This window comes from Pseudomonas sp. NFACC45 (genome assembly GCF_900113505.1).
GTDB lineage: Bacteria > Pseudomonadota > Gammaproteobacteria > Pseudomonadales > Pseudomonadaceae > Aquipseudomonas > Aquipseudomonas tehranensis.
On sequence record NZ_FOPO01000009.1, the window covers coordinates 117177 to 137677 of the forward strand.

General features: G+C 59.9%; 18 protein-coding genes and 1 riboswitch. Of the genes, 4 read left to right on the forward strand and 14 right to left on the reverse strand.

All coding sequences use genetic code 11. From position 1 onward, the window contains the following. Positions 1–41: 41 nt before the first annotated feature. Positions 42–1046, reverse strand: coding sequence for a low-specificity L-threonine aldolase (gene ltaE, locus BM132_RS17665; RefSeq protein WP_092457310.1), 1005 nt, complete (start codon positions 1044–1046; stop codon positions 42–44). Positions 1047–1310: 264 nt separating this feature from the next. Then, positions 1311–1478: riboswitch (FMN riboswitch) on the forward strand. A 100-nt stretch (positions 1479–1578) separates the two neighbouring features. Here ltaE and BM132_RS17670 point away from each other — a divergent pair. Continuing rightward, complete coding sequence (locus BM132_RS17670) at positions 1579–2088, forward strand: 6,7-dimethyl-8-ribityllumazine synthase (RefSeq protein WP_092457313.1); 510 nt, start codon at positions 1579–1581, stop codon at positions 2086–2088. A gap of 124 nt (positions 2089–2212) precedes the next feature. Here BM132_RS17670 and astE read toward each other — a convergent pair whose 3' ends face one another. The 13 genes from astE to acs all read right to left on the reverse strand — a co-directional run bounded on the left by astE (position 2213) and on the right by acs (position 17350). Continuing rightward, positions 2213–3220, reverse strand: a complete 1008-nt coding sequence (gene astE / locus BM132_RS17675) for a succinylglutamate desuccinylase (RefSeq protein WP_076383740.1) — start codon at positions 3218–3220, stop codon at positions 2213–2215. Positions 3221–3231: 11 nt separating this feature from the next. Beyond that, on the reverse strand, positions 3232–3519 hold the full coding sequence (locus BM132_RS17680; RefSeq protein ID WP_092392973.1) for a topoisomerase II: 288 nt from the start codon (positions 3517–3519) through the stop codon (positions 3232–3234). A 69-nt stretch (positions 3520–3588) separates the two neighbouring features. After that, positions 3589–4935, reverse strand: a complete 1347-nt coding sequence (astB, locus tag BM132_RS17685) for an N-succinylarginine dihydrolase (protein WP_092457317.1) — start codon at positions 4933–4935, stop codon at positions 3589–3591. A gap of 141 nt (positions 4936–5076) precedes the next feature. Next, complete coding sequence (astD, locus tag BM132_RS17690; RefSeq protein ID WP_177218189.1) at positions 5077–6546, reverse strand: succinylglutamate-semialdehyde dehydrogenase; 1470 nt, start codon at positions 6544–6546, stop codon at positions 5077–5079. After that, positions 6543–7568 carry an arginine N-succinyltransferase gene (gene astA / locus BM132_RS17695; RefSeq protein WP_092392983.1) on the reverse strand — a complete coding sequence of 342 codons (1026 nt, stop codon included), beginning with the start codon at positions 7566–7568 and terminating at the stop codon, positions 6543–6545. The genes astD and astA overlap by 4 nt, the downstream gene beginning before the upstream one ends. 54 nt (positions 7569–7622) lie before the next feature. After that, the gene (gene aruF, locus BM132_RS17700) at positions 7623–8642 is read right to left on the reverse strand and encodes an arginine/ornithine succinyltransferase subunit alpha (RefSeq protein ID WP_047228784.1); all 1020 of its coding nucleotides are present in this window, start codon (positions 8640–8642) and stop codon (positions 7623–7625) included. 234 nt (positions 8643–8876) lie between these two features. Beyond that, a complete protein-coding gene (locus tag BM132_RS17705; protein WP_092392986.1) occupies positions 8877–10097 on the reverse strand; it encodes an aspartate aminotransferase family protein in 1221 nt (406 codons plus the stop codon). A 399-nt stretch (positions 10098–10496) separates the two neighbouring features. Then, entirely contained in the window at positions 10497–11477 is a 981-nt protein-coding gene (gene argR, locus BM132_RS17710; protein WP_092392989.1) for a transcriptional regulator ArgR, read from the reverse strand. Positions 11478–11590: 113 nt separating this feature from the next. Further along, the gene (locus BM132_RS17715; protein WP_092392992.1) at positions 11591–12355 is read right to left on the reverse strand and encodes an ABC transporter ATP-binding protein; all 765 of its coding nucleotides are present in this window, start codon (positions 12353–12355) and stop codon (positions 11591–11593) included. A gap of 56 nt (positions 12356–12411) precedes the next feature. Continuing rightward, complete coding sequence (locus tag BM132_RS17720; RefSeq protein WP_092392995.1) at positions 12412–13110, reverse strand: ABC transporter permease; 699 nt, start codon at positions 13108–13110, stop codon at positions 12412–12414. After that, positions 13107–13796: an ABC transporter permease gene (locus BM132_RS17725; RefSeq protein WP_092392998.1), complete on the reverse strand. Its 690-nt coding sequence runs from the start codon at positions 13794–13796 to the stop codon at positions 13107–13109. Before BM132_RS17725 ends, BM132_RS17720 begins: the two co-directional genes overlap by 4 nt. Positions 13797–13886: 90 nt before the next feature. After that, positions 13887–14660, reverse strand: a complete 774-nt coding sequence (locus tag BM132_RS17730) for an ABC transporter substrate-binding protein (RefSeq protein ID WP_092457323.1) — start codon at positions 14658–14660, stop codon at positions 13887–13889. Between the two features lie 734 nt (positions 14661–15394). After that, complete coding sequence (gene acs / locus BM132_RS17740) at positions 15395–17350, reverse strand: acetate--CoA ligase (protein WP_092393004.1); 1956 nt, start codon at positions 17348–17350, stop codon at positions 15395–15397. Positions 17351–17900: 550 nt separating this feature from the next. On the opposite strand from acs, the gene BM132_RS17745 reads away from it, so the two are divergent. From BM132_RS17745 to BM132_RS17750, 3 genes are all read left to right on the forward strand, one after another. Beyond that, positions 17901–18164, forward strand: a complete 264-nt coding sequence (locus BM132_RS17745; protein ID WP_092393007.1) for a DUF2790 domain-containing protein — start codon at positions 17901–17903, stop codon at positions 18162–18164. A gap of 29 nt (positions 18165–18193) precedes the next feature. Next, positions 18194–18370, forward strand: a complete 177-nt coding sequence (locus tag BM132_RS28495; protein WP_177218186.1) for a hypothetical protein — start codon at positions 18194–18196, stop codon at positions 18368–18370. A gap of 489 nt (positions 18371–18859) precedes the next feature. Then, complete coding sequence (locus tag BM132_RS17750) at positions 18860–20107, forward strand: ribonucleotide-diphosphate reductase subunit beta (RefSeq protein WP_025215114.1); 1248 nt, start codon at positions 18860–18862, stop codon at positions 20105–20107. Positions 20108–20501: the final 394 nt, after the last annotated feature.

A 20501-nucleotide genomic window follows, 5' to 3' on the forward strand; every position in this document is an offset into this window, starting at 1 on the left:
TGTTTATGCGATAGAAACGGTCAATTGGACCGCTTGACGGGTCAGTTACGGGAAAAGTCGACGAAAGCGCAGATCACTTCGTCGATTTGCGCGCCGCTGACATCCATGTGAGTCACCATTCGCAGCCTTGGCGCTGCGCTGAGCGTGATGCCACGCTCAGCGGCAAACGCCTTGATGGCCTCGGCCCGCTCGCCCATTTGCACGTAGACCATGTTGGTCTGCACCGGCTCGACCTCGTAACCCGCCCCGCGCAAGCCCTCGGCAAGCCGCTGGGCATTGGCATGGTCATCGGCCAGGCGCTGGACTTGATGATCCAGGGCATACAGCCCCGCCGCCGCCAGGATCCCGGCCTGGCGCATGCCGCCGCCGACCATCTTGCGCAGCCGGCGCGCCTTGCCGATCAGTTCGACGCTGCCGCAGAGGACCGAGCCAATCGGTGCGCCAAGGCCTTTGGACAGGCACACCGACACCGAATCGAAATGCTGGGTGATCTCCCGGGCATCGACATTCAACTTGACTGCGGCGTTGTACAGACGCGCGCCGTCCAGGTGCAGGGCCAAGCCATGCTCCTGGGTAAAGCGCCGGGCCCGGGCCAGGTACTCCAGCGGCAGGACCTTGCCCTGCATGGTGTTTTCCAGCGCCAGCAGGCGAGTACGGGCAAAGTGGAAGTCATCGGGTTTGATGGCGGCCGCCACTTGCTCCAGGTCCAGAGAGCCGTCCGCTTGCAGCTCAAGGGGTTGCGGCTGGATTGAACCGAGCACCGCCGCGCCGCCGCCTTCGTATTTATAGGTGTGGGCCTGCTGGCCAACGATGTATTCGTCACCACGCTCACAATGCGCCATCAGCCCCAACAAGTTGCTCATCGTGCCGGTGGGTACGAACAGCGCCGCAGCGAACCCCAGGCGCCCGGCCAGTTCGGCTTCGAGGCGATTGACGGTCGGGTCTTCGCCATACACATCGTCGCCGGTAGGCGCGCTGGCCATAGCCTCCAGCATGGCGGCGGAGGGCTGGGTGACCGTGTCGCTGCGAAGATCGATAACACTCATGAATCTGGCCTCGGGTTCAGGTGAAGGGGAATCCTTTTCGAAGGGCAATTACTGCGGGCTTGGCAAGAAATAATCAAGGCTGATGGAAGGAAAAGACGACACGGGGCCGTAGATTATTCGAAACCCTTGTGGGAGCGAGCCTGCTCGCGATGGTGGTGGTTCAGCTTGCATGGATGCTGGATGCACTGACGCCATCGCGAGCAGGCTCGCTCCCACAGGGGGTTATGTGTTAAAAATCCTGCGCCGCCACACACCGTGGCGGCGAAACGTTCTCAGGGCGGGGTGCAATTCCCCACCGGCGGTAATTGCACGCAAGGTGCATAGCCCGCGAGCGCTTGGCGATACACGGCTTTTGCGGTGTAGTACCAAGGTCAGCAGACCCGGTGTGATTCCGGGGCCGACGGTCATAGTCCGGATGAAGAGAGAACGGGATCGGCACCCAAGGGCCGTCTGCGACTGTCTGCGCGCGACGCACCCTCGAATCCCCTTCGATTCATGACGCCCTGTTTTTTACACAAACAGGAACCAGAACATGCAACCCACCGCAATCGACAGCAAAACCAAAAGTCATCCCGGCGAGCGCGTCGCGTTCATCCAGGCCTGCTGGCACAAGGAAATCGTCGACCAGAGCCGTAAAGGCTTCGTCGCCGAAATGATCAGCCAGGGTTACCAGGAAAGCGATATCGACTTCTTCGAAGTCGGCGGCGCCTTCGAGATCCCGCTGCATGCCAAACTGCTGGCCAAGTCTGGCCGCTACGCCGGCATCGTCGCCGCTGGCCTAGTGGTGGACGGCGGCATCTACCGTCACGAGTTCGTCGCTCAATCGGTCATCAGCGGCCTGATGCAGGTGCAGCTGGAAACCGAAGTACCGGTGTTTTCGGTCGTACTCACGCCGCATCACTTCCATGCTGGGGAAGAGCATCAGAAATTCTTCTTTGAGCATTTTGTGCACAAGGGCCAGGAAGCGGCGAAGACCTGCGCCGACACCCTGCACAAGACCCGGGCGTTACGGCGCAGTGAGCAGCGGGCGGTAGCGGTCTAAACATCACCCCAAAAAACTGTGGGAGCGGGCTTGCTCGCGAATGCGGTGTGTCAGTCAAAATATTGATTAACTGACACACCGCATTCGCGAGCAAGCCCGCTCCCACATTTGAACGATGTTGGCTTCAGGCCAGGTTTTCATCCGTGGCCGGCACGATCAGGATCCCCGCCCGCAAGCCATTCTTGACCTTGGGGTTCGGGAAGATGATCCGCGCACCTTCCTCTTCGATGACCCAACGGGTCTGGGCGATGTCTTCAGCCAGGACATAGCCTTTGCCCAACTCCGAGAAGTTCTCAATGTCCGCCGGAAGGTTCAGGCGAAAACTGTCGCTGTGCTTGATGATTTCCCGCGCGACGCTGAACAGTTGCAGGCCGTCCAGACTTTCGTCCGATTCGGGCTCGGTGCCTTCGATGATCTGTTGCAGACGGGTTTCCAGCAGACTGACGTTGACGCCATCGTTTTCCCCGAACGGCCGGGCCTTACCCAGTTCCAGGGTGAAAGACTCGGCACCCAACTGGTCATAGGTGTAGGCGCTGAACACAATGGACGGTTTGTTCTGCAGCAGCACCGCTTCCATGCCGGCGGCGCGCAGCCGCGCCAGTTCACGGCGTGAATGCTGACGACCTTCCTTCCACGGATACAGGGCGAATTGCTCGATCTTCGAACCCCGGATGGCGGTGTGCAGGTCGTAATGCAAGCGACTGCGGTCCGGCACGCTGAAGAAACTGGCGGCCAACCGCTCCAATTCACAAGCCCGCAACGCCTCGGCGCCGCCGCTCAGCTCATGACGACCGTTGAACAACCGGTTGACGTCCTGCTCGACAAAACGCTCTCCGCGGCGGATGGCCTCGGGATTGCCGAACAGAAACAGAATGCGTGCCCGTGGCTTGAGATCCCCACGGGCGATGTCGTGCAGCAACCGATCAAGCAATTCGATCGGTGCGGTTTCGTTGCCGTGGATACCGGCTGACAGCAACAGGTCCTGGCCATTGTCCCGGGCCTGGGGCGGCTTGACCTCCAGCGCGCCCTCGCTCAGCCAGCGCATCCGTACGCCTTCGACAGTCAGTTGAGTCTTCTCCGCCGGTTCGCGGCCGGCGAGGGTCAGTTCAAGCAATTTGCCGAGGGCGAGCATAGCGCGGCTCCTTAATGGTCGTGGCCGCAATCCGGGCCATGGACATGATCATCGTCGCCCATGTCGGCCGGTTCCATTTCCAGTTGCAGGCTCACCAGGTTGGTGGCCAATGGGCGCAGCAACAGGTTGGCGTATTCCTCATCCCCTTCCTCGACGTCGACGCCGATCAGCAACTGACCGCGGCCGTCCTGCTGGATCCACACCTCTTTGCCCTGCCACATGACCGCAACGCGGGTGCAGGAGGTTTCCAGTTGGGTGCCGTCGGTGTCTTCAAGGATCAGTTGCAAGGTATCGCTCATGTTTTTACGTTCTCGTCGGGGGAAAAGGCAACGCGCCCTGCTTTGACTGTAGTCAGGTCGCGCGCGCTTTCAATTGATCTGGAAAGGATAAACCGCGCCAAGTTTAAGGATTTGTGTCAGCTCATCCAGTGCCGCCCGGCATTCGAGCAGTAGCTGCGGGTCCGCCAGGTCGTTTTCGGTCATGCGATCGCGGTAGTGACGCTCGACCCATTGGGTCAGCGAATCGTACAACGGCGCGGTCATGATAACCCCTGGGTTGACGGCGGCCAGTTCGGTTTGATTGAGGGCCACGCGCAGCCTCAGGCAAGCCGGCCCCCCGCCGTTCTGCATGCTTTGCTTGAGATCGAAGACTTTCACTTCGCCAATCACCCCGCCAGAGCCCGTCAGGCCTTGCAGGTACTGCCAGACGCGCTCGTTGCCGCGACACTCTTCCGGCACGATCAACAGCATCGAGCCGTCGGGACGCGACAGCAACTGGCTATTGAACAGGTAGGAACGTACCGCGTCATCGACGGTAACCGCCGAACGCGGCACGCACACCGACTGAAATTTCCCACCGACCTTGGCGAGTTTGCTGCTCAGTTCGGCCAGCATCCGGTCGGTCTCGAGAAACGCATCCTCGTGATAGAACAACACTTCGCCGTTGCCCACCGCGATCACATCATTGTGGAACACACCCTGGTCGATCACTGACGGGTTCTGTTGGGCGTACACAACGCCCTCCTCCCTCAGACCATGCAGACGAGCGACCGCCTGAGAAGCTTCCAGGGTCTGGCGTGCCGGGTATTTCTGCGGTGCGGGATAACGGGTGTCGAAGGCGCTGCGGCCGAACACGAAAAATTCAACACCCGCCTCGCCGTAAGCCCGACAGAAACGCGTGTGGTTGGCCGCGCCTTCGTCACCGAACTGCGCCACCGCCGGCAGCGCGGCGTGGTGGGCAAAGTGCTGCTGATCGGCAAACATCGCCCCCAGCACGCGACTGGTGGTCGGGTGTTCAATGCTGCGGTGGTATTTGCAGTTCAGGTTGGCAGCGGTGAAATGCACGCGGCCATCAGCCGTGTCGGCGCTCGGGCTGACCGTAGCGGCATTGGCCACCCACATGCTGGAGGCCGAGCAACTGGCGACCAGCAGCGGCATCGCTTCTTTGGCAGCCTGCTGGATGACCTGGGCATCGCTGCCAGCAAAACCCAACCGACGCAGGACCGCCACATCAGGACGCTCCTGGGGCGCCAACACGCCTTGCTGGAAGCCCATGTCCATCAACGCTTTCATTTTCGCCAGGCCCTGCAACGCCGCTTCCTTGGGGTTGGAGGACTGCTGGCTATTGCTCTGGGACGCGACGTTGCCGTACGAGAGCCCGCCGTAGTTGTGGGTCGGCCCCACTAGACCGTCAAAGTTGACTTCATAGGATTTCATCAGCGAGGCTCCACGAGAATCTGTTTTTTATAGGCATCAAGTAACGGTTCATCGAACACCGCGGCGCGGCTATCGCGGGCAAGCCTTGCTCCCACAGGTTTTGCATCATATCTGTGGGAGCGAGCCTGCTCGCGATGGGGGCTACACCATTCTCACACCGGGGGTCAGGGCAGCCGGCATGACAAGGCTTGGGGTTTCCAGTGACGCCACCGGGTACGCGCAATAATCAGCCGCATAATAGGCACTGGCGCGGTGGTTGCCCGAGGCCCCGACACCGCCGAACGGCGCGCTGCTGGCGGCGCCGGTCAGTTGTTTGTTCCAGTTGACGATGCCGGCACGGCTCTGCAGCCAAAACTGCTGGTAGCGCTCCTGGGAATCCGACAGCAGCCCCGCAGCCAAGCCATATTGGGTGTTGTTGGCTTCGGTGATTGCCGCGGCGAAATCCGCGTAGCGAATCACCTGCAACAACGGCCCGAACAGTTCTTCATCAGGACGCTCGGCCACCGCCGTCACATCCAGGATGCCCGGTGTCAGCAACGCAGCCTGGGCTTGCGGTTGGGTCATGGCCAACAGTGGCACGGCGCCCAGGCCCAGCAAATGGTTTTGCGCATCCATCAGCGCCTTCGCTGCGCCCAGGGAAATCACCGAGCCCATGAACGGTGCCGGTTGCTGATCAAAGGCGCCGACTTCCAGCGTCGAGCTGACCGCCACCAGGCGCGCCAGCAAGGCATCGCCCCACGCCCCTTCGGGCACCAGCAGGCGGCGCGCGCAGGTACAGCGCTGGCCGGCAGAAATGAAGGCCGACTGAATGATGGTGTAGACCGCCGCATCGACGTCCGCCACTTCATCCACCACCAGCGGATTATTACCGCCCATTTCCAGCGCCAGGATCTTGTCCGGGCGCCCGGAGAATTGTTGATGCAAGAGGTTGCCGGTGCGGCTGGAACCGGTGAAAAACAACCCGTCGATGCCCGGATTCGCCGCCAGGGCGATGCCGGTTTCCCGCGCGCCTTGCAGCAGGTTCAGCACGCCCGCCGGCAGACCGGCCTCGACCCAGCACTTGACCGTCAGCTCAGCGACTTTCGGGGTCAGCTCGCTAGGCTTGAACAACACCGTGTTGCCGGCCAACAAGGCCGGGACGATGTGCCCATTGGGCAAATGGCCGGGGAAATTGTAAGGGCCGAACACCGCCACCACACCATGGGGTTTGTGGCGCAGCACGGCGGTGGCGTCGCCCAGGGGGCCGCTCTTCTCGCCGGTGCGTTCGCGGTAGCTCTGCACGGAAATGGCGACCTTGTTGACCATGCTGGTGACTTCGGTCGTCGCTTCCCACAACGGCTTGCCGGTTTCTTCACCGATGCAGTGAGCCAGTTCATCCGCGTGGCTCTTCAAGGCCGCGGCAAACGCTTCCAGCACCTGGATACGCTCATCCAGCGAACGGCGGGCCCAGTCCGGAAAGGCCTGACGTGCGGCCTGCACCGCCGACTCCACCTGCGCGGCCGTGGCGCCATTGCCCGACCACAGCACTTGCTGAGTCACCGGGTTCAACGACTCAAAGAGGTCACCCTGACCTTCCAGCCAGCTTCCAGCGATGTACAGCGACTTCATTATTTCGACTCCCGAGCAGCGGACAACGCAACGGCACGCACCTGATCGCCGGCGTTGAGTTGAAGACGTTTGGCCGTCAGCGGATCCACCACCAGGGTGCCCGCGGCCAAGCGGGCCGGCGCAGCAGTGATGCGGCAGTCTTCGCGTTTGCGGTTATGCATGATGAACGGCGTGGCGTCGTCGCCCGGCGTGCCGATGGCCAATACCAGTGCCTGGCTGTCGCGAATCGCGCGGATCTTGCCGGTTTCGCATTCAACGGCCGGACCGGCGTCGAAGATGTCGACGTAACCCTGGTAACTGAACCCTTCGCTCTTGAGCATCGACAGCGCAGGCTCCGTGTCGGGATGAACCTGGCCGATCACCGCCCGGGCATCCTCCGACAGGAAACAGGTGTACAGCGGGAACTTGGGCATCAGCTCAGCGATGAACGCCTTGTTGCCCACGCCGGTCAGGTAATCGGCCTGACTGAATTCCATCTTGAAAAAGTGTCGCCCCAGGCTTTCCCAGAACGGCGAGCGACCTCTGTCATCGGACATGCCACGCATCTCGGCGATGATCTTGTTGCCAAACAGATTCGGGAACTCGGCGATGAACAGCAGCCGCGCCTTGGCCAACATGCGGCCATTGAGGCCACTGCGGTAGTCAGCGTGCAGGAACAGCGAACACAGCTCGGAATTGCCGGTCAGGTCGTTGGCCAAAAACAGCGTCGGAATTTCCCGATAGATGTTCAGTTCCTGGGAGGCGCTGACCGTCAGGCCGACCCGGAAGTTGTACCAGGGCTCGCGCAGCCCAACGGCCCCGGCGATGGCGGAAATGCCCACCACGCGACCGTCGTCGTCTTCGAGCACGAACAGGTAGTCCGCATCGCCACGTCCGGCTTCGCCGCGAAAAGTCTTCTCGGCCCAGCCGACCCGATGAGCCAGGCGCTCCTCGTTGGCCGGCAAGGTGGTCAGGCCGGTGCCGGTGCTGCGGGCCAGGGCAATCAGAGCGGGTAAATCGCTGCTGCGTACGGGACGAACGATCATGCTATCTCCTCATACGGGCCGCTTGCGCCACCCGCGAAACTCAGCTGTAAAGCGTTAAACCGCCACCAGGCGCACGCTGGCACCCTCGCCGACGCCCAAGGCTTCGGCCGCTTCCATATCCAGGGTCACCGGTTTGCCGGGCGCGTAGTCGAGTTCCAACAAAACGGCGCGGTAATCCTGCAACTGGGCGTTGGCCACCAGGTATTGCCGGCCGGCGCCCTTGACGGGCTCGCCGAGCTTGACCGGCACCACGCGGCTCTGGGCAATCGAGCGGATCCCCGAAACACGCGCATGCAGTGTCGGGCCACCGTCAAAGATGTCGATGTAATGATCGGTCTCGAAACCTTCGCGCATCAGGATATCGAAGGTGATCTGCGCACGCGGATGGACCTGCCCCATGGCTTCCTGGGCGGCGTCCGGCAACAGCGGCACGTAGATCGGATAGTGAGGCATCAGCTCGGCGAGAAAGGTGCGGCTCTTCAGCCCGCACAGGCGCTCGGCGGCAGCGTAGTTGAGGTCGAAGAAGTTGCGACCGATGGCGTCCCAGAACGGCGAGTCGCCATTTTCATCGCTGTAGCCGACGATCTCGGTCACCACCGAATCGGCAAAGCGCTCCGGATGGCTGGCGACAAACAGCAGGCGCCCACGCGAATTGAGTTCCGACCACGGCGAGCCGACCAATTCCGGCACCACATAGAAGCTGGTCAGCAGGCTGTTACCGGTCAGGTCGTGGCACTGGGAGAGCACGTGGATCTTGTTGTGGATCTTCAGCTCACGGGAAGCGTGAACGAACGTCTCGTTGCGAAAACTGTAGAACGGCTCGGAATAACCGGCCGAGGCCACGATGGCCGAACAGCCCGCCAGCTTGCCGGTCGCGGTGTCTTCAAGGACGAAGAAATAGCTTTCTTCGCCGTTGAAGCTGACCTCGGCGGCGAACGAGGCTTCGCTCGCGGCGATCTTGTCGCTCAGGCGTTCCACGTCATCCGGCAAGGAAGTGACACCGATCGGACTGTCCGCAGCCAGACGCTGTACCTCGCCCAGATCCGCCATTTGTGCGGGGCGCATCACCAGCATGGTGTCACTCCTTTACTTGAAATAAATGGTTCGACCAGCAGGTCGATACACAGAGAAAAAATACGGACCGGCTACGCATCAATCCAAGCGCGAGAGTGGACTTCTTGTGGGAGCGAGCCTGCTCGCGATGCAGACACTTCGGTCTGCCTGGCGGACCAAGGCGATTGCAATCGCGAGCAGGCTCGCTCCCACAAAAGCCCGGCTCCCATTGGAGCCGGTACAGTCTGTAAACAATCAGGCTTGCGTCAGCTTCGCCGCAGCCCGCTCGAAGCGGTCCAGGCCGGCATCGATGTCGGCATCTTCGACCACCAGGCTCGGGGCGAAACGAATCACGTCCGGACCGGCCTGGAGGATCATCAGGCCTTCCTGTTCGGCGGCGTTGAAAATGTCCTTGGCCTTGCCTTTCCAGGCGTCGTTCAGCACACAGCCGATCAGCAACCCCAAACCACGCACCTGGGTGAACAGGCCGTATTTCTCGCCGATCTGCTCCAGGCGGGCCTTGAACTTGCGGTGCTTGGCTTTGACGCCTTCGAGCACTTCAGGCGTGTTGACCGTATCGATCACCGCTTCGGCTACCGCGCACGCCAGCGGGTTGCCGCCGTAAGTGGTGCCGTGGGTGCCGACCACCAGATGCTTGGCCAACGCTTCGGTGGTGAGCATTGCCGCGATCGGGAAACCACCGCCCAGGCTCTTGGCGCTGGTGAGGATGTCCGGGACCACGCCGTAATGCATGTAGGCGAACAGGTGGCCGCTACGGCCCATGCCAGTCTGCACTTCGTCGAATACCAGCAGTGCGTCGTGGGCATCGCACAAATCACGGGCTCCTTGCAGGTAACCCAGCTCGGCCGGCAATACGCCGCCCTCGCCCTGGATCGGCTCCAGCACCACGGCGCAGGTCTTGTCCGAAATGGCCGCTTTCAAAGCCGCCAAGTCGTTGTAGGGAACGTGGGTAATACCGGTGATTTTAGGCCCGAAACCGTCGGAGTACTTCGATTGCCCGCCCACGTTCACGGTGAACAGCGTACGGCCGTGGAAGCTGTTGAGCGCGGCAATGATTTCGTACTTTTCGCTACCGAAACGATCGAACGCGACGCGACGCGCCAGCTTGAACGCGGCCTCGTTGGCTTCGGCGCCGGAGTTGCAGAAGAACGCCCGCTCGGCAAAGGTTGCATTGACCAGTTTATGGGCCAGGCGCAGGGCCGGCTCATTGGTAAAGACGTTGGACACATGCCACAGCTTGTTGGCTTGTTCGGTCAGGGCCGCGACCAGTTTCGGATGGGCGTGTCCCAATACGTTGACCGCGATACCGCCGGCGAAGTCGATCAGTTCGCGACCGGACTGGTCCCACACGTGGGAACCGGCGCCACGCACAGGGATGAAAGCAGCTGGCGCGTAGTTGGGGACCATAACCTGATCGAAATCGGCGCGTTGTACGGCGGCTTGCTCAACGGACATCGGAGTCTCCTGAAGAGGAACACCCGCCTGGAACTGGCGAGCGATGAGGGGATTGTAAGGACAGTTTTCAGCCCGGCCTTGTCGCCAAGCGACAACTTCTTATAGCGCCAACCCCCGTTTTTAGCGGGTTTATGGCAATGCGACAATTAGCGTCGCAAAGGCGCAGTTTAAACGTTGTCGCGGGATTTTAGGCGCTGGCTTCTATATTTCCCTGGCCATGCAAAACCTTGTGGCGAGGGGATTTATCCCCGCTGGGTTGCGAAGCAACCCTAAAGCCAGGCAATTCGGTGTGCCAGATAGATTGGGTTGACTGTCTTGGGGTTGCTTCGCAACCCAACGGGGATAAATCCCCTTGCCACAGGGTTACATACCCCGGCCCTTACAGAGGAGGCGCCGGCCCTAGCCGCGCTCGGACGGCACCGACGACAGTTCGAAGGGGCTGCTGCTGCGCCGCTGGTTGCGGTCTTCCCGGGGCGTGGCACCGAAGAAGTTGCGATAGGCGCTGGAAAAATGCGGCCCCGAGGAGAAGCCGCAGGACAGGCCGATCTGAATGATCGATTTGCTGGTCTGCATCAGCATCTGCCGGGCCTTGTTCAGGCGCAATTCCAGGTAGTACTGGCTCGGCACACGGTTGAGGTATTGCTTGAAAATCCGCTCCAACTGGCGACGAGACACGCACACATGCTGAGCAATTTCGTCGGTGGTCAGCGGCTCTTCGATGTTGGCTTCCATCAACAGCACGGCCTGGGTGAGCTTCGGATGACTGGAGCCCAGACGGTTCTGCAAGGGGATGCGCTGGCGCTCGCCACCCTCGCGGATGCGCTCGACCACCAGCTCTTCCGAGACCGCGCCGGCCAGTTCCGCGCCGTGATCCCGGGCCAGCACCGCCAGCAGCAGATCGAGCACCGACATGCCACCGCACGCGGTCAGGCGATCGCGGTCCCAGTCAAACAGATGACTGGTGGCAATGACCTTGGGAAAACGCTCGGAAAAGTCATCCTGCCAGCGCCAGTGCACCGCGGCGCGGAAACCGTCGAGCAAGCCCAACTGGGCCAATGGGTAGACACCGGCGGACAAACCACCAATCACACAACCGGCACGCACCAGTTGTTTGAGCGCGCTGCTCAGGGGCGGCGCAAGAGCCGTCGGTGGCTCGTCGGCCAGCAGGAACAGCTTATGCAAGCCTTCGAGTTTGCCGGCCCAAGGCTCGCCCGGTAGCTGCCAGGCGCCTTCGGCCTGTGGCTCGGCCTGCAGGAACGACAATTCGTAGACGACATCCGGATGCACCCGCTGAGCAACACGCAAGGCCTCCTCGGCCAGCGCCAGCGTCAAGGCTTTAGTGCTGGGCCAAATCAGGAAACCAATTCGATGGGCAGTCATGGTGGGCAATCCGAAGCGAAAACAGTATTAAAGCCAAAAGCGGCTGCAACCAAATTAGACCATCTGGCGCACGGTGCGCAGCATGACCTGAATCAGGTGCGAAACGGGAGCGATTACTTGAGGCTGCCCGAAAGAAATTGTTGCAGCCGCTCCGATTGCGGATTGACCAGCACTTCGCGCGGGTTGCCGCTCTCTTCGACGATGCCTTTGTGCAGGAAGATCAGTTGGTTCGACACCTCACGGGCAAAGCCCATTTCGTGGGTCACCACCACCATAGTCCGGCCTTCCAGCGCCAGGGCCTGCATCACTTTGAGCACATCGCCCACCAGTTCCGGATCCAGGGCCGAAGTCGGCTCATCGAACAGCATGACTTCCGGCTCCATCGCCAACGCCCGGGCAATCGCCACGCGCTGCTGTTCGCCGCCGGACATGTGGCCAGGGTAGGCGTCCTTGCGATGCGCCACGCCGACCTTGTTCAGGTAGTGCTCGGCCTTTTCGCGCGCCTCGGCCTTGCCCACGCCCAGCACATGCACCGGCGCTTCCATGATGTTTTCCAGCGCGGTCATGTGGGACCACAGGTTGAAATGCTGGAACACCATCGACAGTCGCGAACGCATGCGCTGCAGTTGCTTGGGATCGGCGGCCTTCAAGGCGCCGTCCTTGCCGGACACCAGTTTCAGCTCTTCGTTGTTGAGCAGAATCTTGCCGGCATGGGGTTGCTCAAGCAGATTGATGCAACGCAGGAAGGTACTTTTGCCCGAGCCACTGGAACCGATGATGCTGATCACATCGCCGGCGGCGGCCTTGAGGGAGACACCCTTGAGCACCTCGTGACTGCCATAGCGTTTATGCAGGTCTTGGACTTCGAGCTTGTACATGCGGTCGGTTCTCACAAAACGTCAGTCGTTGAGCAGTCGATCGGATCGATGCGTTATCAGTGCTTGCGCGGGGCCAGGTAACCCAGCCAGCGGCGCTCGGCCAGCTTGAACAGGCGCACCAGGATAAAAGTCAGGCACAGGTAGAAAACGCCGGCCGTGATGTAAGCCTCGAACGGCAAGTAGTACTGCGCATTCACCGTACGCGCGGCACCGGTTATGTCGATCAGGGTCACGATGGAGGCCAGGCTGGTGGTCTGCAACATCATGATCACTTCGTTGCTGTATTGCGGCAGCGCCCGGCGCAGCGCCGATGGCAGCAGGATCCGGCGATACAGCTTGTAGCGCGACATGCCCATGGCCTTGGCCGCCTCGATCTCACCGTTAGGCGTGGCCCGCAGGCTGCCGGCGATGATTTCGGCAGTGTAGGCGCTGGTATTGATGGCAAACGCCAGGCACGCACAGAAGGTCGCGCTGGACAGCCATGGCCAGAGGAAGCTCTCGCGTATGGCCTCAAACTGCGCCAACCCGTAGTAGATCAAAAACAGCTGCACCAGCATCGGCGTGCCGCGAATCACATAGGTGTAGAGCCAGGCGGTCATGTTGACGATCGGCTGTTTGGACACCCGCATCAGGCCCAGGGGCAATGCCGCCAGCAAGCCAAAGAACAGCGACAGGGCCAGCAGCTTCAAGGTGGTCAGCAGGCCACTGAAGTACAGTGGCAACGCTTCATAGATGACGTTGTAGTCGAAGATCATAGATCAGCCGCCCTTACGCCTACCGAGTAGCGCTTCTCAAGTTGACGCAATGCCAGCAACGAGACACTGGTAATCACCAGGTACATCGCCGCCACTGCCAGGAAGAAGGTGAAAGGCTCGCGGGTGGCATCCGCCGCCTGCTTGGCCTTGAACATCATGTCTTGCAGGCCCACCACCGAAATCAGCGCCGTGGCCTTGGTCAACACCAGCCAGTTGTTGGTGAACCCCGGAATCGCCAGACGAATCATCTGCGGCACCATCACCCGGAAAAACACCTGGAACCCACTCATGCCATACGCCACGCCCGCCTCGGCCTGCCCCTTCGGGATAGCCATGAACGCGCCGCGAAAGGTTTCCGACAGGTATGCACCGAAGATGAAGCCCAGGGTGCCGATACCGGCGGCCAACGGGTTCAGGTCGATGTAATCGTCATAGCCGAGCATCGGCGCCACGCGATTGAGCAGGTCCTGGCCGCCATAGAAAATCAGCAGGATCAGCACAAGGTCGGGAATGCCGCGAATGACCGTGGAATACAGGTCGCCCAACCACGCCAGCCAGCGCACCGGCGAGAGGCGCAACGCGACGCCGATCAGCCCCAGGACAATGGCCAGGGCCATGGACGACAAGGCGAGCTGAAGCGTCAACCATGCGCCATCGAGGATGACAGCCCCGTAGCCTTTCAACATGATTCAGGTCCTCGAGAGTGGGATGAAAAAATGGCGCAAACCGCAGAGATCCTGTTGCTTGCGCCATTTCGCACGAGTGGCGGGACGTTGTTACTGGCCGTAGATATCGAAGGCGAAGTACTTGTCCTGGATTTGCTTGTATTTGCCGTTCTCGCGAATGGCGGCAATCGCGCCGTTGATCTTGTCCTTGAGAGCATCGCCCTTGCGCACCGCGATGCCTACGCCGTCGCCGAAGTATTTGACATCGGTGAAGGCCGGACCCACGAACGCAAAGCCCTTGCCGGCGTCGGTCTTGAGGAAACCGTCATCCAACAGGGTAGCGTCTGCCACGGTGCCGTCGAGGCGGCCGGCGGACAGGTCCAGGTAGATTTCATTCTGCGAACCGTACGGCTTGATCTCGGCACCCAGCGGGGCCAGGACTTCACGGGCAAAACGCTCGTGGATCGAACCGCGCTGCACACCAACGTTCTTGCCTTTGAGCTCGGTCAGGCCGTCGCTGACCTGGGTACCGGCCTTCATCACCAGACGGGCTGGGGTGTTGTAGTACTTGTTGGTGAAATCAACAGACTTCTTGCGATCTTCGGTGATGGACATGGACGACAGGATCGCGTCGATCTTGCGCACCTTGAGCGCCGGGATCAGGCCGTCGAACTCCTGCTCGACCCACACGCACTTGACCTTCATCTCTTCGCACAGCGCATTGCCGATGTCGTAGTCGAAACCGACGATACTGCCGTCCGGAGCTTTCGAGGCGAATGGAGGGTAAGCCGCTTCAATACCGATTTTCAGGGGCTTTTCTGCGGCGAATGTCGACAGGGACAGCACGGACAGTGCCAGGGCGCCAAGCAGCACAAGTTTCTTCATCTTGGAACTCCATCGGGAAAGGGCAAAAACGGCAGAGTGAGCAACAGCCCAATATGCGAATGGGTGAAACGAACTTTAGTGCTGCGTCCTAAGAAAGCGTGCGTCAATTCAACGCAGCTCACGACGAGCGAGTGATCGGCATTCTAACGACAGGCCCGAAGCCGATATTTCTTCAATGCGACAACAAATTACAGAAGCACCGAAAACGCGAACCGAGCGCATTGACAGCCCCGCAAATTCATGCAAGAGCAAAAGAAAGGGAACCGATCTATGCTGCAAATAGCGGGCCCATTATTCGCAAACCCTTCTAATCCGGCAAGCACAGCGTGTCGTCTTGTTTTTAAGGACCAAGAAAAGGCCCTGAAACGGGGCTTTGCGTTGCACATCGCCCTGTAATGGCGCCTTTGGTTACACATTTCGAAACGTCGGTAACGTTCGGACACTTCTTACTTTAAACGCCGATATTTATTCATCCATCGACTCCGTGGCGAGGGAGCTTGCTCCCGCAGGGGGGTAGGAGCTGCCGAAGGCTGCGATCTTTTGATCGTTCACTTCAGACTCCATTGCTTGAGGCAAGATCGCAGCCTCGCTGCGCTCGACAGCTCCTACAAGGTGCAGCCGAGCGGGAGCAAGCTCCCTCGCCACAAAGACAGCAGCCCTCCTAGGGCTAGCACACATAAAAAAAAGCCCCGCTCGGCAAAACCGGGCGGGGCTTTCGGTGTTACGGGCTACCGTCAGGCAACATTCATGGTCTTGTGCGTCTCGATCAGATGCGCCACCACACCCGGATCAGCCAGGGTGGAGATATCACCTAGCCCATCGTATTCCGCCGTGGCGATCTTGCGCAGGATGCGGCGCATGATTTTGCCGGAGCGGGTTTTCGGCAGACCCGGGGCCCACTGGATCACGTCCGGCGAAGCAATCGGACCGATCTCCTTGCGCACCCAGTTCTTCAGCTCCAGACGCAAAGCCTCGCTGGTTTCTTCGCCGGCATTGAGGGTCACGTAGACATAAATGCCCTGCCCCTTGATGTCGTGCGGTACACCCACCACTGCCGCTTCGGCGACTTTCGGGTGGGCGACCATGGCGCTTTCGATCTCGGCGGTGCCCATGCGGTGGCCGGACACGTTGAGCACGTCATCCACCCGACCGGTGATCCAGTAGTAACCGTCTTCGTCGCGACGCGCGCCGTCACCGGTGAAGTACATGCCGCTGAAGGTCTTGAAGTAAGTATCGACAAAGCGGTCGTGGTCGCCGTACAGCGTACGCGCCTGGCCTGGCCACGAATCGAGGATCACCAGGTTGCCTTCGGCCGCGCCCTCCACCAGGTTGCCGAGGTTGTCCACCAGCGCCGGCACCACGCCGAAGAACGGACGCGTGGCCGAACCCGGCTTCAACGCCGTGGCACCCGGCAATGGACTGATCAGCACGCCACCGGTTTCAGTCTGCCACCAGGTGTCGACGATCGGGCAACGTTCCTTGCCGACATTCTTGTAGTACCAGTCCCAGGCTTCCGGGTTGATCGGCTCACCCACCGAGCCCAACAGGCGCAGACTGCTGCCGTCGGCGCCTTCGACGGCGGCGGTGCCCGAGGCCATCATCGCGCGGATAGCGGTCGGCGCGGTGTAGAGAATATTGACCTTGTGCTTGTCGATGACCTGGGCCACCCGGGTGATGTCCGGGTAGTTCGGCACGCCTTCGAACAACAGCGTGGTCGCGCCGTTGGCCAACGGACCGTAGACGATATAGCTGTGGCCGGTGACCCAGCCGACGTCGGCGGTGCACCAGTAGACTTCGCCCGGCTTGTAGTCGAACACGCGCTCATGGGTCAGGGCCGCATAGAGCAGGTAGCCGGCAGTGGTGTGCTGCACGCCCTTGGGCTTGCCGGTGGAACCGGAGGTGTAGAGGATGAACAGCGCTTCTTCGGCGCCCATCTCTTTCGGCGCGCAAACGGTGCCGGCCACCTTCATCAGGTCTTCGTACCAGATGTCGCGGTGCTGGTTCCACTTGATGCCGCCACCGGTGCGCTTGCACACGATGACTTTCTGAATGCTGCTGGTTTCCGGGTTGGTCAGTGCGTCATCGACGTTGGCCTTGAGCGGGATCTTCTTGCCGGCACGAACACCTTCATCGGCCGTAATCACCACTTTGGATTTGCAGTCGATGATCCGGCCAGCCAGTGCTTCGGGGGAGAAACCGCCGAACACCACCGAGTGAATCGCGCCGATCCGGGTGCAGGCCAGCATGGCGACCACGGCTTCGGGGATCATCGGCATGTAGATCGTCACCACGTCACCGCGATGCACGTCCTGACCGCGCAGGGCGTTGGCGAACTTGCAGACTTCTTCATGCAGCTCGCGATAGGTGATGTTGCGACTCTCGGCAGGGTCGTCGCCCTCCCAGATGATCGCAATCTGATCGCCGCGCTCGGCCAGATGACGGTCGAGGCAGTTGTAGGAAACGTTCAAGGTGCCATCGGCAAACCACTTGATGTCGACATGGTGATCGTCGAAGGACGTCTGCTTCACCGTGGTGAAAGGCTTGATCCAGTCGAGGCGCTTGGCCTGCTCGCGCCAGAAACCATCCGGGTTGACCACCGACTGCTGGTACATGGCCTTGTAGGTCGCCTCGTCAGTCAGCGTGTTAGCCGCTACCTCGGGACGAACGGGATACAGAGAAGCCGCACTCATCTTTCTTACCTCGGTGACATAGTTGTTTTTGTATGTACCCGTTGTAGCCGGGGCGAGCCTATAGAACCATTCGACGATGGTAGTAACAAGTCCCTACAAAATGTCGGTACTAACGTGCCAGCCCTTGCCAGCGGGCATTTTCCTTGCGGGGGCGAGCCTATTCGAATCGGCTTGCATGGATATTAACGGACCCACTGCAATCGCGAGCAGGCTCGCTCCCACAGGGAATCTTCACTAAAACGAATATCCCATCCACACCACAGATCCATTGTGGGAGCGAGCCTGCTCGCGATGACGGCGGCAAATCCAACATAGATGCAACAGCCCCATCACCTGCAGCGATTATTACCAGATCAACCAACAGTGTTTATCAAAACCCGGTCTTTTTGCGATTAACCCCACCCCCTAAAATCAACCTCGCCAACCGGCAAACACGATTAACGCAACGCAGCCCCCACGAAGGCCGTTAATCAACCCTCAAAAAACCTGCTCCACACGCAGCTCCAAAAAGGTTGCGTGACCCCACTCGACCTCAAAAAAGGTGAAACAGATGAAAGCTTTATGGGTTCTGGTCATTGCAGGCCTTAGCGCCACCGCGATGGCAGACGAGGCCCCGACCGACGTTGCACAGCAAACACCAGCCATTGAGGAGTACACCTACTCCACCCATCTGGACATCGCCAAAGTCATCTCCATGAGCGAGATCCCGAACGTCTGCGAAGTGGTCCCGGCCAAGATTGAATACGACGACTCCAAAGGCCAGCGCCACATCCTGCGCTACAGCGTCATGGGCAACGGCTGCTCCAACGGCTGATCAACCTAAACCCACCAGGAGCAACCTCCATGAAAACCAAATTGATCCTCGCCCTGACCCTGTCCGTCCTGGCCGCCCATACCTTTGCCGCCGACGGTTATGACCGCACCGGTTCCGCTGTCGCTGAAGACGGCTATGACCGCACCGGCTCGGCGACCGTCGCTGAAGATGGCTACGATCACACCGGTTCGGCACACACCGGTTGATCATTAATGGCATTTTCCACAGCCCGGTTTCGATCGGGCTTGGTTGTGTCTGCAACCGTCAAAAAGCCCTTGCAAACACAACATGTAGTGCAGAACCACAAAAAACGCTCGTTTTTTGATCAAAAATTACCGTCACCCGACCCATGCAAAAAAAATCTTCAGCGGCCAAAGCCTTGTAAACCCTTGCTCCCACGCGGATATGCCGCCCGCGACCTCCTCCGTGGGCTATTTCGCCGCAGCACGTAGGGAAAAAAGTCCTTATAATGCCGCCTTAAACGGGCCTGCAATATTCCCTTACAGGGAGTCAAACCAGCCTGAAGCCCACGCAGAGGCCCATTACCTCATCGCGTTCACAGCCGCTTCAGAACGACCCGTACATTTTTCTGTTTATTGCCTGCGTCAGCTGCTGCAACAAACGATTTTCCAAGATCCACCGCGGCCAGTAGGCCTTCAACGGGCATCTGGCCCTCACGCAGGAGACAACACGTCATGCTGAGCTGGGACGAATTCGACAAAGAAGACGGCGAAGTCGCTGTAAAAGGCGCCAACGCCGGCCACGCTTCTGAAGCCAACATGGACCGCCTCGACAGCGCCGGCGGTGCCGCCGCCCTCGAAGCCCGCGCCGTGACGGCCAGCGACTCGGCCGCGATCATTCGCGCCAAGGCCGCCCTCGACAAACTCGACGTGGCCGAAGGCCTCGCTGAACTCGAAGGCGCCTCCGCCCGTGTCGCCGTCGATGAAAAGCGCATGATCAACTGCCGCGCCGACCTCAACCAGCTGGTGCCTTTCAAATACGACTGGGCCTGGCAGAAGTACCTGGACGGCTGCGCAAACCACTGGATGCCGCAAGAAGTCAACATGACCGCCGACATCGCCCTCTGGAAAACCCCGGAAGGCCTGACCGACGACGAGCGCCGCATCGTGATGCGCAACCTGGGCTTCTTCTCCACCGCCGACTCCCTGGTTGCCAACAACCTGGTCCTGGCCGTGTACCGCCTGATCACCAACCCCGAATGCCGCCAGTACATCCTGCGCCAGGCGTTCGAAGAGGCGATCCACACCCACGCCTACCAGTACTGCATCGAATCGCTGGCCATGGATGAAGGCGAGATCTTCAACATGTACCACGAGATCCCATCGGTCGCGAAAAAAGCCGCCTGGGGCCTGAAATACACCCGTTCGATCTCCGATCCGAAATTCGAAACCGGCACCCCGGACACCGACAAAGAGTTGCTGCGCAACCTGATCGCCTACTACTGCGTTCTGGAAGGCATCTTCTTCTACTGCGGCTTCACCCAGATCCTCTCCATGGGCCGCCGCAACAAAATGACCGGCGTCGCCGAGCAGTTCCAATACATCCTGCGCGACGAATCCATGCACCTGAACTTCGGCATCGACGTGATCAACCAGATCAAAATCGAAAACCCGCACCTGTGGGATGCCGAAATGAAGGAAGAAGCGACCCAGATGATCCTGCAGGGTACGCAGCTGGAGATCGAATACGCCCGCGACACCATGCCTCGTGGGGTATTGGGGATGAATGCGGCGATGATGGAGGACTATCTCAAGTTCATCGCTAACCGTCGTCTGTCGCAGATTGGTCTGAAGGAAGAGTATCCAGGGACGACTAACCCGTTCCCTTGGATGAGCGAGATCATGGACTTGAAGAAAGAGAAGAACTTCTTTGAGACTCGGGTGATTGAGTATCAGACGGGTGGTGCTTTGAGCTGGGACTAACTAAATTCAGCAGATATTAAACGCTCCAATAGCTCTGAGCGCATACTATGATGCGTTCAGGGCTCGTTCATTTTTATCGAGTTAAAGACCTCTACTTTTAGCAGTTAAAAGTATTTGAGGATACAAATTAGTTCTAAGTATGCCTTTCCAAAGTGAGAGATATCACCGGGCAATCCAACGACCTATCAAGCTTAACGAGCAATGACGGTAGATGATCCATCAGACAGGAATATATAAGGAAATCGCCTCGCCTTGCCAAGCGGTCACCTTTATAGAACCGCAGCAGCCGGACAAAAGTATTAGTGATTTGAAAAAACTCTGCACCGTCCTAGAAAAATTTGCATAGCTAGCCCAAGTGAAAAACCTAGACTTGACAGTGAGTTGGACCTAACAT